Raw genomic sequence first — 15440 nt, forward strand, 5'->3', positions numbered from 1 at the left:
GATGGGGACCTTGATCAATGCGCGTATCGTCTCAGCGGATCAAACATGGGAAAGAGGATATATCAGCTGGAATGGAGAAACGATTAGCAAAATCGGATCGATGGAACAGTTTGAACAACAAGATGATCATGTGATTGACGTATTCGGTGCCCTTGTCACACCGGGTCTAATCGATGTGCATATCCACGGGGGATACGAGGTCGATACGATGGACGCAGATGAATTGAAACTCCGTCGGTTGAGTCAGGACATGCTACAAGAGGGTGTCACTTCTTTTTTTGCAACGACAATCACGCAGTCTAAAGAAGCGATTGAACGCGCCTTGACGGCAGTACGAAATGTGATTGATACGCAGGACACGACGCTCATCGGGATTCATTTAGAAGGTCCTTTCGTAAACGTAGAGATGGCTGGAGCGCAACCGGCGGAATATATCATCGACCCGGACGCCGGACAATTTCGAAAGTGGCAAGAACTGGCGGGCGGTCATATCCGACTCGTTACGTATGCGCCGGAGCGTCCGGGAGCACGTGCGTTCGAAGCAGCCCTTCGTGAATCGGGTGCGATTGGTTCTGCCGGACATACGAGTGCGACATTTGAAGAGAACAAGCAAGCGGGCGTCAAACACGGGACGCATCTTTATAACCAAATGCGTGGATTACACCATCGCGAACCAGGAACGGTCGGATATTGTCTCTTAGAAAAAGGAGTCATGGCGGAAATCATTCCGGATGGGATTCACAGTCGTCCAGAGATGGTCGACTTCGCGTACCGATTAAAAGGAGCGAACGAACTCGTCGTCATCACAGATGCGATGCGAGCGAAAGGATTACCGGACGGACAGTACGAACTGGGCGGTCAACCGGTCATTGTAGAGGAAGGTGCTGCAAGACTAGAAGCAGGAAATCTTGCCGGCAGTGTGTTGACGATGGACGCCGCCTTCCGAAATATTCAGGCATATACGGGATGTACGGTGGAAGAGGCGGTCAAAATGACCTCGACGAATGCGGCCAAAGAATTCGGATTGACGACAAAAGGAGAGATCAAATCGGGGTTTGATGCAGACCTTGTCGTTTGGGATGACACGAACAATGTTCAAATGACTTTTGTCAAAGGTCGAATCGTATATGAACGGGAGGAACAAAGATGAACGTATTAGTCGCAAAGACGGCGAACGACGCGGAACGAATCGCCTATACGCTAATCAAAGAACGAATTTCAGGGAAACATGACTTCGTACTCGGTCTTGCGACCGGTAGCACGCCGGTCGGGATGTATCAGATGTTTAAACAGGATGCGCTCGATTGTAGCCACGTGACGAGCGTCAATTTAGATGAATATATCGGATTATCGCCAGATCATCCGCAAAGCTATAACCGCTTTATGAAAGATCGCTTGTTTGACGAAGTGCCGTTCAAACAAAGCCATCTTCCTCAAGGTGATGCACCAGACCCAGAAGCGGAAGCGGTTCGCTACGAAGGTCTCGTTCGGGAACTTGGTGTCGATTTACAACTTCTTGGAATCGGAGAGAATGGACATATCGCCTTCAATGAACCGGGTACGGCGCTCGATGCGAAAACGCATGTGACCGAGCTCACGGAGTCGACGCGGGAAGCCAATCGTCGTTTCTTCGACCATCTAGAAGATGTGCCGACTCACGCCATTACCATGGGACTCGATACGATCATGAATGCGCGTGAAATCGTCCTCGTCGCCACAGGTGAGCGGAAGGCAGAAGCGGTACAACACATGATTGAAAGTGTACCGACGGTCGATTGGCCGGCCACAATTTTACAAGCACACCCAGGCGTGACCGTCGTCCTCGACGGGGCAGCGGCGTCCCGTTGTGCAGAAGCTCTTCAAGCAAGAGGACAAGAGGCAGCCACACGATTTTTTACGATTCGAGCTTAAACGACCTGCGGAGGCGTCTCCGCAGGTTTTTGTCTGTTCAACTATGGGAAATTGTAAAGAAACGAATTTGTCATCAAAACGTTTTCGACAAATTTCACACTTTCCTCTATAATGAGTGAAGCTCATTATTTTGACTCGAAGGAGACCATCATGAATTCTAGAACACATACTCGTAGACAGCGCAAAGGTCCGTCTGCGTTTTATAAAGTATTTAGTGCCCTCGTGCTGATTGCGATTATTGCTGGGTCTAGCATTTACGGTACAGCATTTTATAAAGCCCATAATATGTTATCGGGAACGCAAGTCACGTTAGAGGATGACCCGACGGTAGAACCGACTCGATTTGATAAAGAAGATACGGAATCGTTCTTGATTTTAGGGACAGACCTTTCTCCGCAAAAGAAAGCCCGGGGTGAGTTCGGACGCTCGGATGTCATGATTGTCGTCGTTTTGAACAAGAAAGAAAAGCAGACGACGATGCTCAGCATCCCGCGTGACTCTTATGTCAACATCGACTACACAGGATTTAACATTCCTTATGGGAAGACGGGGCTTGATCAAGATAAGATCACACACGCCTACTACTTCGGTTCGATGGATGAATCAAATCCGAATAACGGGATGCGCATGGCGACAAATACGGTCGAAAATCTGGTCGGGATTGAAATCGATCATGTCGTTTCCGTTAACTTCCAAGGGTTCGTTGATTTCATCGATGCGGTCGGCGGCGTAGAAATCGATGTGCCGTTCTCTTCACAACAAAACAGTTATGATGCCTCACGTGAGACGGTTGCACTCGAAGAAGGACTGCAACAACTTTCTGGAGAAGAAGCATTGGCCTATGTCCGAAATCGTCATGATGACCCACGTGGAGACATCGGTCGCGGACAACGTCAGATGGAAGTCATCAATGCCGTACTCGAACAATCTCTCGGGACGTCACTCATCAACAATTATGATAAGGTCTTGAAAGCAGTCGGAGACAATATGCAGACAACGCTTGGACCAAATGATTATATGCGCTTGATTGAAGACGTCGGAGCGTTGCATAACACAGTGCAATATCAACTGACCGGTGAAGGTGCGCGCGCGGATGATGGACATTTCTATTACTTCTTGAATGAACCGCTTCTTGAAGAAGTACGCTATCGTGTACAACAAGCGGATGCGGGGAATCGCGTGGAACAGATGACGGATACAGAACTAGAATCTTATATGTTAGACCCGAATGGGGTCACATATGAAGCGCAATAAAAAAAGTTTGCCCTAGGGCAAACTTTTTTTATATGCGATCCATCGCGACCGTCAAGGAGTAGGAGTCTCCACGGAACAGGGAGCGACTATATTCAAACATACTCCCGTCTTCTAGGTAAGTTCGTTGGTCAATCAACAGGACGGGCGCATTCGGTGAAATGGTCAATAAGTTGGCCTCTTCTGGACCGGCACTACGGGCTTCAAGTGTCTGTGTTGCATTTTTCAGGCGTAAGCCGTGCTGTTCGGCATATGCATAAATCGATCCCGTCGCGTCATCTTGCGTCAGGTCAGGCAATAATTGAACGGGAATATAGGCGGTCTCGAGCGCAAGTGGATTTTCATCTGCTAGCCGAAGCCGTTTCATCTCATAAACAGGGGTTTGATTCGGGATACTCAGTTGCTGCGCGATGCGATCGGTTGCCGGAATGACCTCGTAAGAAAGCAGGCGGCTGAACGGTCGCATGCCGCGATGTTTGATTTCCTCGGAAAAACTCGTCAGTCCCGATAAGGTCATGGCGATCTTCTGACTCGCGACGAACGTGCCTCGTCCTTTTTGACGGCTCAAGTAACCGGCGTTGACGAGGTTCATGATGGCTTGCCGAATCGTCATCCGACTGACGTGAAATTGCTCGGAAAATTCACGCTCTGAAGGCAAGGTGTCTCCTGGTTTTAACAATCCGTCATCAATTTGTTGCTTTAAGTACGCTTCAATTTGATAATAAATAGGTAACGGAGATTGTTTATCGATTTCTAACATATCATTTCGCTCCTGACTGAGAAGATGTATGTTTCATTATAGACGAAATTAGACTAGTTGTCTGAACAGATTATAGAGAGAAGGTGGAGGACAAGATGGAACCTTATACAGCAAGTACAGTCGTGACCTCGATAAAGGAAGACGGCAATGGGCATTGGCACACACTCGCGAACAGTCCGTTTTATGCGGAAGGTGGAGGGCAACCGGCTGACCGTGGATGGATTGGGACGCATAACGTATTAGATGTACAAATCAAGGACGGGGAAGTATGGCATCTTTTGTCAGAAGCATTACCTGCGGGCAAAGCGGTAGAGGCTCGAATCGATGAGGACGTGAGACGAGACCATTCCATCCAGCATACTGCTCAACATGCGTTAACGGCGATTTTGGAAGACCGCCATGGCATTCGGACGCTTAGCTTTGGAATCGGCGAAGCGGAATCATCCATTGAAATTGAAACGGCAGCGATGGATTGGGCGCATGTCGAGGCACTTGAACGAGAGATGCAACAACTCATCTTTGAAAACCGTCCGATTCGTGTCTATGAGATTCCGAAAGAAGAAGTAGACCGGACACGCTTACGGAAAGAGACGGACCGAACGGGGATGATTCGCATCGTCGAAATCGAAGGTCTAGATTACAATGCATGTGGTGGTACTCATGTGGAGACAACCGGACAGCTCGGTACCATCCATGTGACATCGATAAAGAAAGTAAGAGGAAACATCCGCTTGACGTATGTGGCCGGAAATCGAGCAATCAAGGCAACTCAACAAGCGCGCGAAGCGTTGCGGTCGATTCACCATACATTCTCGACAACGAATGAGTCCGTGGCAGCACGCGTGATCGAAGAGCACACGATTCGTTTGGAACGTGAAAAAGAAATTAAAACGCTCGAAGAACGGATTGCCAAAGCGAAGGTAGAGGCCGTGTTGAAAGAAGACAACTATGTGGCCTTACATGTCGGGAGAACAGAAGCAGAGACGTTGACGACTGCCATCATCGAACGAATCGCAGCAACCGGACGAATCGCCGTCGGGGTCAACTATGGAACACAGAAATTGTTCGTCATGCATGACGGGACACAGGATATCGCCGTCGGCACATTCTTGAAAGCGGCCCTGCAAGAGATGCAAATTGGTCGTGGTGGTGGAAACCATAAACAGGCCCAAGCGCGATTCACATCCGTAGCGGAACTAGAAAAGGGAATGAAAGAAATCGTGAGACGTTTACAGGAAGGGGTTTTACCATGTTGACGATTCAATCGGGAAACGAAGCAACGTTGATTGAACTGGCCAAACAAGTGCGGGAAATCGTATTCGTTCAGGAACAAGGGATCGATGCGAGCTTAGAATACGATGACCTAGATGGAGTCTGTACGCATGTGGTCGGTCTTCTTGACTCTGAACCGGTGACGACAGCGCGTCTTCGCCCGGTAGACTCGATTGTCGGAAAAGTGGAGCGAGTGGCGACGATTCTATCGGCCCGGGGCCATGGATATGGGAAAGACATTATGATTGAAGTTGAACGTGTCGCGAAACGTCAAGGGTTGGTCGAACTACGATTGGGTGCACAACTGACGGCGCTCCCATTCTATGAAAAGCTCGGGTACGAGGCGTTCGGAGATGAGTTTTTGGATGCCGATATCCCGCACCGCATGATGCGAAAAACATGGTAATCCTTTTTTGAAATATCCCATTTTTCTAAAAAAAGGTTGGCAAGTAGATTTCGTTTTGTTATAACTAATACTAACAACTGACAGATAGAGGTTGCGAATGACATGAGTAAGCTTGGTTGAAACGGACGCACTCCGGACCGAGCCGAAAGGGGAAATTCGCCGAAGTCGACGTTCACGTGCGTGTGAACGAAGGCTGGGGTAGTCGTGAATAACGCCTACACTGCCATGGTCAACTACCATGGAGCGCTATCTACGGAACGATTCTTTAATCGTTTTTCAACTGCGCGTACAAGCGGCAGACCGTAGGGAGAGTGCTTCCTACCGGTCTGCCGCTTTTTCTGTTGGTGGACATCTTGAAAGTGGGGAACTTGATGACAACCGTACTGAAGTTTGGTGGTAGCTCCGTTGCCACAATCGAACAAATACAAGCCATTTCGGATTATTTACAAACACGTGTGGCGACCGGTGAAAAATTGGTCGTCGTCGTATCGGCGATGGGCAAAACAACGGATTCGCTCCTGTCGCTCGCGAAACAAATCACGGATCGCCCGATGATTCGCGAACTCGACCGGCTACTCGCCGTTGGAGAAGAGCAGACGATCAGTTTACTCAGTATCGCCTTGAACTCGAGAGGAGTACCGGCCATCTCTCTAACAGGACAGCAAGCCGGGATTGATACGATGGGGATTCACACGAAGAGCAAAATCAAAGCGATTCGGAAAGAAGTGTTACACGAGAAGTTGCGTCAATATGATGTCTTGATCGTTGCTGGATTCCAAGGCGTGAATGAAGCGGGAGACGTCACGACACTCGGACGTGGCGGTTCGGACACGACAGCGGTTGCACTCGCGGCCGTCCTCAGTCAGCGTTGTGAAATTTATACGGATGTGGCCGGGGTATATACGACAGACCCACGAATCCATCCGACGGCAAAACGACTCGATACCGTCTCTTATGACGAAATGATGGAGATGAGCGCACTCGGTTCAAAAGTGATGGAGATGCGAAGCGTGGAGCTCGCAAAGAAATATGACGTCAATATTTTTGTCGGAAAGACGCTCTCGAGCGAAGGAGGAACATGGATCATGGATATGACGCAAGCAATGGAACAGAAAGCAGTCACGAGTGTAAGTGTCGTCAAGAACGTACTCAGTGTCTCGATCAAGCATATTCCGCACACGGCGGCGGGAGTCGCAGACATCTTTGAACGATTGTCAGAGCGACACGTCAATATCGATATGATTTCACAGACGGCATTCGACGGTGAAGTATTCCTCTCGTTCACATGTCCGCTCGATGAGGAAGCGTTCTTAGAAGAGGCACTCGCGGAGTTGACGGCGAGCTTACCTCAAATCAAAATCGATCGTCACACGGAACATGCAAAAATTTCGGTCGTCGGAATCGGTATGCGAGACGCGACAGGTGTCGCATCAGAACTCTTTGCGACATTCCGCGAGATGGGGATTCCATTCTATCAAGTCACGACATCTGAGATCAGTATTTCCTATACGATTCAAGAACAAGACGTAGAAGCGGCAGTTGCAGCCATTGCAGCCCGATTCAACTTATAAGGGGGTAGCACGATGTATAACGTAGCAGTCGTCGGTGCAACAGGTGCCGTCGGACAAAAAATGATCGACGTTTTAACGGAATATGAATTTCCGATCAGCGAGCTGAGACTCTACGCTTCAGCCCGCTCAGCAGGAAAGACGGTCGAGGTGAACGGACAATCGGTCGTGATTCGTGAATTGACCGATGCGATTTATGCGGACCCGATCGATATCGCACTCTTCTCTGCTGGTGGGAGCATTAGTGAACAATACGCCCCGCGGTTGAGCAAGCAAGGAGTCATCGTCATCGATAATTCAAGCGCATTCCGAATGCAAGAAGGAATTCCACTCATCGTACCGGAAGTGAACCAAGTCGAACTCAGTCCGGAGAAGACGCTCATCGCGAACCCGAACTGTTCCACGATTCAATCGGTCGTGGCGCTCGCACCATTAGCGGAAGTATACGGACTGACACGTGTCGCCTATACATCGTATCAAGCAGTATCGGGATCGGGTCAAAAAGGGATTGATGACCTCGAGCGCGGTGCGCGCGGAGAAGAACCAACGAATTATCCGTATCCAATTTATGATAACGTGTTGCCACACATCGATGTATTTTTAGAAAGTGGCTATACGAAAGAAGAACAAAAAATGATTGAAGAGACGCGTAAAATTTTGAACGCGCCGAACCTCGGCGTAACAGCCACTTGTGTCCGAGTACCAGTACGAAACAGCCATGCGGTATCGATCACGGTGACGCTCGAACGGGATGCGACGGTCGCAGAAGTCAAAGCCGTACTCGCAGATGCGCCAGGTGTCGTGGTCATGGACAATCCATCTGAACTAGCCTATCCGACACCGCTCGATGCGAACGGGACGGATGAGGTGTACGTCGGACGAATTCGCCGAGACGATTCACAACCCAATACGTTCCATTTGTGGTGCGTTGCAGATAACGTCCGAAAAGGGGCGGCTGCGAATGCCGTTCAAATCGCACAATGTATGATTAGTCAAACAGCGACGAAATAAGGAGGAGATGACATGTTCACAGGAGTGGCGACAGCACTAGCTACCCCATTTCAAGAAAATGGGCAGTTGAATCTAGAAGCATGGGTAGCATTGATTGAAGACCAAATCCAGGAAGGTGTGACGGGTCTCGTTATCGGCGGGACGACCGGCGAAGGGATGACGATCACCGATGAGGAGTTTGAAACATTGCTCGTCCGGGCGGTTGAGGTTGCAAACGGCCGAGCCGTGATCATCGCGGGAACCGGATCGAATAATACAGCAGTCAGTATCGAGAAAACGAAACGGGCCGCCGAACTTGGTGCCGAGATGGCGATGGTCGTCACACCGTACTATAACAAGTCGACGCAGGCTGGGCTGATTGCTCACTTTACTGCGATTGCGGATGCGTCACCAATCCCACTCATGCTCTATAATGTCCCGTCACGGACGGGTGTCGCCTTGGCACCGGAGACGGTCGGCGAGCTTGCGGAACATCCACGCATCACCGCCTTGAAAGAAGCGAGTGGGGATATCTCGGTCATGGCGCAGATGATGGCTCATATTCCGGAAGGGTTCACTGTTTACTGCGGAAATGACGATCAAATCTTGCCATACATGGCTTGGGGTGCACAAGGTGTCGTCTCCGTTTTATCAAACGTCTATCCGGGAGCGACGGTCGCGTTGGCAGAAGCTCTGTTGGCAGGTGATTTACAGACGGCTCGGACATGGCAAATTCGTTTGCTCCCAGTCATCGATGAACTCTTCGCAGAAGTGAATCCGATTCCGGTAAAGGCGGCGCTTCAAGCGCGAGGTTTTGAAGTCGGCGCACCACGCCTGCCGCTCGTTCCGATGAGCGCGACGGCTGAAGCGAAATTACTGTCTGCGATGGAGCAATTCAATGAGGTGAGACAATGAATGTGCTCATCCACGGATTCGGCGCGATGGGAAGGATTGTCGAAGAGGTCGCACACGCGCAAGGTGTGAACATCACGGCAATCGTCTCACCGGGGAGTGACGAACACGCGGCGACTCTGAGTGAGGTAGAGGCACCTGTCGATGTCGTAATCGACTTTTCGAATCCGGCGTTACTCCCTGACTTGCTCGCGTTCGGACGGGAGCGCAATATTCCGCTCGTCATCGCGACGACGGGCTTCACGCCGGAAGAACTGGCTGAAATCGAAACGGCTTCACAAGACATCCCAATCTTTCAGTCGTATAACACGTCATATGGGATTGCGCTCTTGAAGCAGTTGCTCGACCAGCTCGTCCCGCTCACTCTCGGGTACGACATTGAAGTGATTGAGGCGCACCATCGAAAGAAAGTGGACGCACCAAGCGGTACGGCAGAATTATTGGCACGTGCCATCGAAGCGAAGCGTGACGTGACACCGATTTACGAACGCACATCACGTCGGGAAGCGCGTGGAACTGAAGAGTTGGGCATGCATTCCATTCGGGGTGGCACCATCTTCGGTGAGCATACCGTGCTCTTCGCCGGAGATGATGAAATGATTGAATTGAAACATACCGCGTTATCCAAACGCGTCTTTGCAAACGGGGCCCTTGCCGCAGCGGCAACGATCATCGATCGCCCGGCAGGACTTTATAATCTATCGAACTTATACGAGGAGGCTACTCATGTTACTCACAAACGCTTATGAAATCGCACAATATATTAAAGATGCCAAGAAGGAAACACCAGTCAAGCTTTACGTCAACGGTCAATTGGCAGGTCTTGAAATCGAGGAAGCGAAAGCATTCGGAACGGATGAGTCGAAACTGTTCTTGACGACGGCAGAACGAGCTGCGGCATTTTTGGAAGCAAATGCATCGGTCATCACGGATTCACATCTTGAATACGACCGTCGCAACAGTGCCGTACCGATGCTCGATACGACACGACTCAATGCTCGAATCGAACCAGGGTCGTTTATCCGACACCACGTTCAAATCGGAAATAACGCGGTTGTCATGATGGGAGCTGTCGTCAACATCGGAGCGGTCATCGGAGATGGTTCGATGGTCGACATGAACGCGGTCATCGGAGCGCGCGGAACGCTCGGGAAAAACGTTCACCTTGGCGCGGGTGCCGTGGTTGCAGGTGTCCTTGAGCCACCTTCAAAAGATCCGGTCATCATCGAGGATGGTGTCATGATCGGAGCGAACGCGGTCATCTTGGAAGGCGTTCGCGTCGGTGAAAATGCGGTTGTCGCAGCTGGAAGTGTCGTCACACAAGATGTGCCTCCAGGCGTCGTCGTCGCGGGAACACCGGCACGAGTCATCAAACAGAAAGATGAAAAAACTTCTGAAAAAACGCAACTTGTTGATGACTTACGCTCTCTCTAACGTATAATAGACAGAAAATATAAACAATGAGGAATGGGAGAGTTGCATTATGGAACAGTATGGACAATGGATGTGGAAAGACGGGGCTTGGATTGAGCCGACTGACGCAAACACGAGTATCATGACACACGCGATTCACTACGGAAGCGGGTTCTTTGAAGGGATTCGCGCGTACCACACGGAGGAAGGTCCTGCCATCTTCCGGTTACGTGAACACTTGGAGCGACTTGTTCGCTCGTGTGCATACTACCACGTCACACTACCGTATACGGTTGATGAACTCGAACAAGCGACGATGGAATTGATTGAGCGAAATGGATTTGAAGCATGCTACATCCGTCCGTTCGTCTTCCTTGGAACACCTTGGCAAGCACTTATGCCGACTGCTGAGACGAAGGTACATGTTGCCATCTCGTGTTGGCCGCTCGGTGAATACTTCAACAAGACGGTCGGGATTCGAGCGAAAGTGGCCTCGTATCGCCGCGTGTCTTCTACGATGATGCCGATGCAAGCGAAGGCGGCATCGAACTATATGAACTCACAACTATTAAAAGGAGAGGCGCTCCGTGACGGATTCGACGAAGCGATCGCTCTTGATATGAACGGAAACGTCAGTGAGGCGAGTGTTGCGAACATCTTCCTCGTGAAAGGAAAAACGATTACGACACCGTCCCTTGACTGTTCTGTGTTAGATGGCATCACACGCCAAACGGTGATGCAATTGGCTCGTGAAGCCGGATACGAAATCGTCGAGCGTCATATCGGGCGTGATGAACTATATGTAGCCGATGAAATCTTCTTGACGGGAACGGCAGCCGAGGTGACGAGTGTCATCGAGGTCGATCACATCTCGATTGGAGGCGGCGTCCAGACGGTCGCGACAGAAATGTTGACACGCTATCGTGAAGCCGTGACAGGACAGCTTCCGGAACACCGAGATTGGATCACGTTTGTAAAATCAGCAGTCATAGAGTAAAGGAGTTTTGAACGATGGGAGTCACAATTGACTTAAATGCGATTCGCGAAAACAAACGCCGGATTGAAGCGCTCGGGCGCCCTGTGTTTGCGGTCGTGAAAAACAACGCCTATAACTTAGGGATGGAGCCAGTTGTGACGACTTTGTATGACGAAGGGGTCCGTCACTTCATGGTGACCACATTAGAAGAAGCGACCGAAGTGCGAACGCATGCAGAGTCGGCTCGCGTCCTCGTCATGAATCCGGTATATACGTGGGAACACGTGCATGCCCATGATTTTGACGTCGCGATCGGTTCGTATGAATGGCTCGTCTCACAGCGGGAGCATCTCGATGGCGTTCGCCTTCATTTGAAGCTAGACGTCGGCATGAACCGATTCGGCGCCAAAACGTTTGAAGAAGCGCTACAAATCGTCGCCTTCTGTCAAAATGAAGGATTGAACCTTGTCGGACTGTGCACGCATTTCCCGCTCGCGGATGCAGACAATGCCGAAGTCGAGCATAGCGTTCAAGTCGAACGTTTTGCTGACTGGTCGACGCGTTTGATGGAACGTCATACGTTTGAATTGATTCATGCGGCGAACAGTGCGGCAACACTTCAAGATGATTCACGCTTGCATCATTGCACCCATGTGCGCGTCGGTATTTTCTTATACGGCTATTCATCGGTCGAGCCAGTGGAGTGGCTCGTGCCTGCATTTTACTGGGAGACAGAAGTGGTTGCTGTCCATGACATCGAAGCGGGGGCTCATGTCGGGTATGGAACGGGGTATACCGCGGAAACAAAGGAACGAATTGCCGTTTTACCGGTCGGATATGGAGATGGATTAATGCGAGCGCGACGTCATTTGCCTGTTCACATTTCAGGAAAAGCCTATCCATTCGTCAGCAACATCTTTATGAGTCATAGCTTCATTAAAGTGGATGAAGCCGTACAAATCGGCGACCGCGTCATGCTATATGGGATTGAAACGAAAATCGATGACGTGACACGTGTTGGCTATGCCAACAATTCAGAACAGCTCTGTGCCCGTTCGTGGCGTGTCCCACATCGCTTTGAAGGAGGAATTGTATGTACACCACCAATCAATCAGAATGTTTGATCGAGGGCGTGTCCGTCCGTGAACTTCAAGCGACGTACGGGACACCTTTATACATCATGAGTGAACCAGAACTAGAGCGTCGCCTTGGAATTGTCCAGAATGCGTTTCTAGACAAGTATCCGAACACGTATGCGTTATACGCGTCAAAAGCGTTATCGATTGCGGCCGTGTATGAAAAAGTGATGGCCGCAGGGCTAAGTGTCGACGTCGTCTCAAGGGGTGAGATGTACGTGGCACTGCATGCTGGCGTACCGGCCGAGCGCATTCACGTTCACGGATCTAACAAGACGATTTTGGATATCACGTTCGCGCTCGAACAGGGGATTACACACTTTACCATCGACAATATGCGTGAAATCAGCCTTTTGTCAGGACTTGCGGCTGAATATAATCGTGAAGTCGATGTGCTTCTTCGCATCGTGCCTCAAGTCGTTGGAGGCGCTCATGCGGCGATTCAAACGGGTGGGGTTGATACAAAATTCGGTTTCCCTACGCATGATGACACGTATTTAGATGCGATTCGTGCGACGTTGGAAGCGGAACATTTACAGTTGAAGGGGATTCACTGTCATGTCGGCTCTCAAATTCAAGATCCGACCCTCTTCATCAACACGGTGAAGACGATGGTGCGCTTCATGGATACGATTCGTCAGGAAACCGGCTATACGACGGATGTGTTGAATATCGGTGGCGGCTTCGGTGTCGCATACTTAGATGAAGACGAGCGTCTCGACTTCGCACAAACGATGGAGCGTGTGATGGAGACGTTGGTCGAGGAGGTCGAGGCACGTGAATTGCGACTTCCGAAAATCGGGATTGAACCGGGCCGTTGGCTCGTCGCCAATGCCGGTGCCACGCTATATGAGGTGGGGACCGTCAAAGAAGTGAGCGACGTTCGTACTTTTGTGTCTGTCGATGGCGGGATGACGGATAATATCCGTCCGGCATTGTATGACGCAGAGTATGAGGTCGTGGCAGCGACTCGAATGAATGAAGAGAAGACGCTCGAGGCAAAAATTGTCGGAGCGTGCTGTGAGTCGGGAGACATCATCTCGAACCGCTCATTGATCCCTTCGGTCACACCAGGTGACTTATTACTTGTCAAAGCCACGGGAGCGTATAACTTCTCGATGGCGAGTAACTATAACCAAATGCTTCGTCCGGCGGTCGTCTTCGTCAAGGAAGGGAATCACCGCCTTGTCGTCCGTCGCCAAACGTTTGAAGACTTGGTGGCATGTGAAGTCATTAGTCAATCGACGTAAGGCTGCAGAGCAATCTGTAGTCTTTTTTTGATTTTGAAATGAGAACGTTTTTCAATTATGATAGAGAAGAGAAAAAAAGGGGAAGTGACGGTCATGACAAAGACAGCAGCACAACAGTTAATTGAAGCAAGACGTACGGTCCGTATGTTCAAGGAAGAACCAATCGATACGAAAGTGCTCTATGAAGTGTTGCAATCGGCACACCACGCACCATTTCACAATAAAGTCGAGCCGTGGAACGTGTATGTGTTCAATGGGGACGGGAAGCAAGTGTTACTCGATGCGCTCGAACCAGCCTTCTCGGAGGCGTCAGAAGGACAACGCGAAAAGGTGACGGGACGGATTTTAAATGCGGCAACCTGTATGTATGTGACGGCAAAACATTTTGAGACGGACAAAGGGAATCGAGACGCGTTGCTCGCGACGGCGACATTCATTCAAAATGTCCAACTCTTGTTAAGTGAACGAGAGATCGGGATGGTCTGGCGGACGGGTGGACTGTTTGACGATGCACGGTTGAAGGAGATGATCGGGGCGGAAGGTGAGACGTTTGTCGGTCTACTTCAAATCGGTAAATATGATGCCGAGGATATCCCGTCACCAAAAGCGCGGCAACCGATTGATTCGCATCTCATCATGTTTGAATAATAAAAAGCGAGCGAGGGGGAAATCCCTTCGCTCGCTTGCTGTATATATCTGAGTTATCGTTTTATTTTTGTTGCGAGCCAATCTTGAATCACAGTCGTTGGAATCATTCAGTCGTTCCTCCATTATTAACATCTTCTTCTCTACTATTATCCAAATGCATACGTTCCCAAACCTCTCGATGTGCACCGTGTAGGACATCATCGAATGAATCATCGATATGAAGGCCATAACTTGGATTGATGGATGTGGCATAGAGGTCTAGCATGAGTTGATCATGGTTCGGATACATAGAGTGGGCTCCTTTCAATACATCAGCTTGGCTACACCTTCAGTATACAAAGGAACTATGTAGAAAATTCGAGAGAAACGTTAACATTTTATGAATCTTGTAAACGCTTTCACAAACTATGCTTTTGGCTTACAGGTATGCACGACTGTTGGTATTGTTCGGCACGTTTGGCGTACTTTTTCACTGTTCTTTCCATGATAAAGCGATCATCGTCGTTTAAAGGACGCACAACTTTGGCGGGAACCCCCATGACCATCACCCCTTCAGGAATCTGCATATTCGGTGTGACGAGCGCACCAGCTGCTATAAATGATCCTTTCCCAATCTTTGCCCCATCGAGTACGGTTGCGTGCATGCCAATTAAGCAATCTTCTTCAATCTCACAGCCATGAATCATCGCCATATGACCAATCGAGACGCGGTCATGGATGATTGTCGGTGACCCTTCATATTGATGAATCATCGAACCATCTTGAATATTCACATAAGAACCGATTCGAATGGGTCCCTCATCTCCTCGGATGACGGTATTGAACCATACTCCTGAGTGGGCACCGATTGTCACATCACCAATCACATGTGCCCCTGGTGCAAGATAAGTCGTTGGATCGACGTTTGGTGTCAACTCTCCTAATTTGTATTGCATCGTTGTAACCCC

General features: G+C 49.9%; 17 protein-coding genes and 1 riboswitch. Of the genes, 14 read left to right on the top strand and 3 right to left on the bottom strand.

Annotation, left to right across the window (positions count from 1 at the left end; translation table 11 throughout):
- Position 1: 1 nt before the first annotated feature.
- From nagA to KNO66_RS12240, 3 genes are all read left to right on the top strand, one after another.
- Positions 2-1150, top strand: a complete 1149-nt coding sequence (gene nagA, locus KNO66_RS12230) for an N-acetylglucosamine-6-phosphate deacetylase (protein ID WP_214742738.1) — start codon at positions 2-4, stop codon at positions 1148-1150.
- Positions 1147-1911 carry a glucosamine-6-phosphate deaminase gene (gene nagB, locus KNO66_RS12235; RefSeq protein ID WP_214742739.1) on the top strand — a complete coding sequence of 255 codons (765 nt, stop codon included), beginning with the start codon at positions 1147-1149 and terminating at the stop codon, positions 1909-1911. Before nagA ends, nagB begins: the two co-directional genes overlap by 4 nt.
- A 150-nt stretch (positions 1912-2061) precedes the next feature.
- Positions 2062-3165 (top strand): LCP family protein, encoded by a 1104-nt coding sequence (locus KNO66_RS12240; protein ID WP_214742740.1) that lies wholly within the window; start codon positions 2062-2064, stop codon positions 3163-3165.
- Positions 3166-3193: 28 nt separating this feature from the next.
- On the opposite strand, the gene KNO66_RS12245 is transcribed toward KNO66_RS12240, so the two are convergent.
- Positions 3194-3922, bottom strand: a complete 729-nt coding sequence (locus KNO66_RS12245) for a GntR family transcriptional regulator (protein ID WP_214742741.1) — start codon at positions 3920-3922, stop codon at positions 3194-3196.
- Between the two features lie 95 nt (positions 3923-4017).
- Between KNO66_RS12245 and KNO66_RS12250 the strand changes: the two genes are divergently transcribed.
- The 11 genes from KNO66_RS12250 to KNO66_RS12300 all read left to right on the top strand — a co-directional run bounded on the left by KNO66_RS12250 (position 4018) and on the right by KNO66_RS12300 (position 14493).
- The gene (locus KNO66_RS12250) at positions 4018-5178 is read left to right on the top strand and encodes an alanyl-tRNA editing protein (protein WP_214742742.1); all 1161 of its coding nucleotides are present in this window, start codon (positions 4018-4020) and stop codon (positions 5176-5178) included.
- Entirely contained in the window at positions 5172-5600 is a 429-nt protein-coding gene (locus tag KNO66_RS12255; RefSeq protein ID WP_214742743.1) for a GNAT family N-acetyltransferase, read from the top strand. The genes KNO66_RS12250 and KNO66_RS12255 overlap by 7 nt, the downstream gene beginning before the upstream one ends.
- Positions 5601-5677: 77 nt before the next feature.
- Positions 5678-5857, top strand: a riboswitch (Lysine riboswitch).
- A 114-nt stretch (positions 5858-5971) separates the two neighbouring features.
- On the top strand, positions 5972-7171 hold the full coding sequence (locus tag KNO66_RS12260; protein WP_483299197.1) for an aspartate kinase: 1200 nt from the start codon (positions 5972-5974) through the stop codon (positions 7169-7171).
- Positions 7172-7183: 12 nt separating this feature from the next.
- Entirely contained in the window at positions 7184-8179 is a 996-nt protein-coding gene (locus tag KNO66_RS12265; RefSeq protein ID WP_214742745.1) for an aspartate-semialdehyde dehydrogenase, read from the top strand.
- Positions 8180-8191: 12 nt separating this feature from the next.
- On the top strand, positions 8192-9073 hold the full coding sequence (gene dapA, locus KNO66_RS12270; RefSeq protein ID WP_214742746.1) for a 4-hydroxy-tetrahydrodipicolinate synthase: 882 nt from the start codon (positions 8192-8194) through the stop codon (positions 9071-9073).
- Complete coding sequence (gene dapB, locus KNO66_RS12275) at positions 9070-9819, top strand: 4-hydroxy-tetrahydrodipicolinate reductase (RefSeq protein ID WP_214742747.1); 750 nt, start codon at positions 9070-9072, stop codon at positions 9817-9819. Before dapA ends, dapB begins: the two co-directional genes overlap by 4 nt.
- A complete protein-coding gene (dapD, locus tag KNO66_RS12280; RefSeq protein ID WP_214742748.1) occupies positions 9797-10504 on the top strand; it encodes a 2,3,4,5-tetrahydropyridine-2,6-dicarboxylate N-acetyltransferase in 708 nt (235 codons plus the stop codon). Before dapB ends, dapD begins: the two co-directional genes overlap by 23 nt.
- Positions 10505-10553: 49 nt before the next feature.
- Positions 10554-11480: a branched-chain amino acid transaminase gene (locus KNO66_RS12285; RefSeq protein ID WP_214742749.1), complete on the top strand. Its 927-nt coding sequence runs from the start codon at positions 10554-10556 to the stop codon at positions 11478-11480.
- Between the two features lie 14 nt (positions 11481-11494).
- Positions 11495-12583: an alanine racemase gene (gene alr, locus KNO66_RS12290; RefSeq protein WP_214742750.1), complete on the top strand. Its 1089-nt coding sequence runs from the start codon at positions 11495-11497 to the stop codon at positions 12581-12583.
- Complete coding sequence (gene lysA, locus KNO66_RS12295) at positions 12553-13845, top strand: diaminopimelate decarboxylase (protein WP_214742751.1); 1293 nt, start codon at positions 12553-12555, stop codon at positions 13843-13845. Before alr ends, lysA begins: the two co-directional genes overlap by 31 nt.
- Before the next feature lie 93 nt (positions 13846-13938).
- Positions 13939-14493 carry a nitroreductase family protein gene (locus tag KNO66_RS12300; RefSeq protein ID WP_251127460.1) on the top strand — a complete coding sequence of 185 codons (555 nt, stop codon included), beginning with the start codon at positions 13939-13941 and terminating at the stop codon, positions 14491-14493.
- A 103-nt stretch (positions 14494-14596) separates the two neighbouring features.
- Here the strand turns inward: KNO66_RS12300 and KNO66_RS12305 are convergent, their stop codons facing one another.
- Complete coding sequence (locus KNO66_RS12305; protein ID WP_214742753.1) at positions 14597-14782, bottom strand: hypothetical protein; 186 nt, start codon at positions 14780-14782, stop codon at positions 14597-14599.
- 109 nt (positions 14783-14891) lie between these two features.
- A complete protein-coding gene (locus KNO66_RS12310) occupies positions 14892-15428 on the bottom strand; it encodes a gamma carbonic anhydrase family protein (protein WP_214742754.1) in 537 nt (178 codons plus the stop codon).
- Positions 15429-15440: the final 12 nt, after the last annotated feature.

It is taken from the genome of Exiguobacterium sp. s48 (assembly GCF_018617395.1).
In the GTDB taxonomy this organism is placed as follows: domain Bacteria; phylum Bacillota; class Bacilli; order Exiguobacteriales; family Exiguobacteriaceae; genus Exiguobacterium.

Bases quoted from the DNA above. Each gene is read 5' to 3' on its own strand.
- KNO66_RS12255 (WP_214742743.1), top strand. From the start codon at position 5,172: ATGTTGACGATTCAATCGGGAAACGAAGCAACGTTGATTGAACTGGCC.
- KNO66_RS12305 (WP_214742753.1), bottom strand. From the start codon at position 14,782: ATGTATCCGAACCATGATCAACTCATGCTAGACCTCTATGCCACATCC.
- KNO66_RS12285 (WP_214742749.1), top strand. From the start codon at position 10,554: ATGGAACAGTATGGACAATGGATGTGGAAAGACGGGGCTTGGATTGAG.
- nagB (WP_214742739.1), top strand. From the start codon at position 1,147: ATGAACGTATTAGTCGCAAAGACGGCGAACGACGCGGAACGAATCGCC.
- KNO66_RS12310 (WP_214742754.1), bottom strand. From the start codon at position 15,428: ATGCAATACAAATTAGGAGAGTTGACACCAAACGTCGATCCAACGACT.
- lysA (WP_214742751.1), top strand. From the start codon at position 12,553: ATGTACACCACCAATCAATCAGAATGTTTGATCGAGGGCGTGTCCGTC.
- KNO66_RS12240 (WP_214742740.1), top strand. From the start codon at position 2,062: ATGAATTCTAGAACACATACTCGTAGACAGCGCAAAGGTCCGTCTGCG.
- nagA (WP_214742738.1), top strand. From the start codon at position 2: ATGGGGACCTTGATCAATGCGCGTATCGTCTCAGCGGATCAAACATGG.
- KNO66_RS12265 (WP_214742745.1), top strand. From the start codon at position 7,184: ATGTATAACGTAGCAGTCGTCGGTGCAACAGGTGCCGTCGGACAAAAA.
- alr (WP_214742750.1), top strand. From the start codon at position 11,495: ATGGGAGTCACAATTGACTTAAATGCGATTCGCGAAAACAAACGCCGG.
- KNO66_RS12300 (WP_251127460.1), top strand. From the start codon at position 13,939: ATGACAAAGACAGCAGCACAACAGTTAATTGAAGCAAGACGTACGGTC.
- KNO66_RS12250 (WP_214742742.1), top strand. From the start codon at position 4,018: ATGGAACCTTATACAGCAAGTACAGTCGTGACCTCGATAAAGGAAGAC.
- dapA (WP_214742746.1), top strand. From the start codon at position 8,192: ATGTTCACAGGAGTGGCGACAGCACTAGCTACCCCATTTCAAGAAAAT.
- KNO66_RS12245 (WP_214742741.1), bottom strand. From the start codon at position 3,922: ATGTTAGAAATCGATAAACAATCTCCGTTACCTATTTATTATCAAATT.
- dapD (WP_214742748.1), top strand. From the start codon at position 9,797: ATGTTACTCACAAACGCTTATGAAATCGCACAATATATTAAAGATGCC.
- dapB (WP_214742747.1), top strand. From the start codon at position 9,070: ATGAATGTGCTCATCCACGGATTCGGCGCGATGGGAAGGATTGTCGAA.
- KNO66_RS12260 (WP_483299197.1), top strand. From the start codon at position 5,972: ATGACAACCGTACTGAAGTTTGGTGGTAGCTCCGTTGCCACAATCGAA.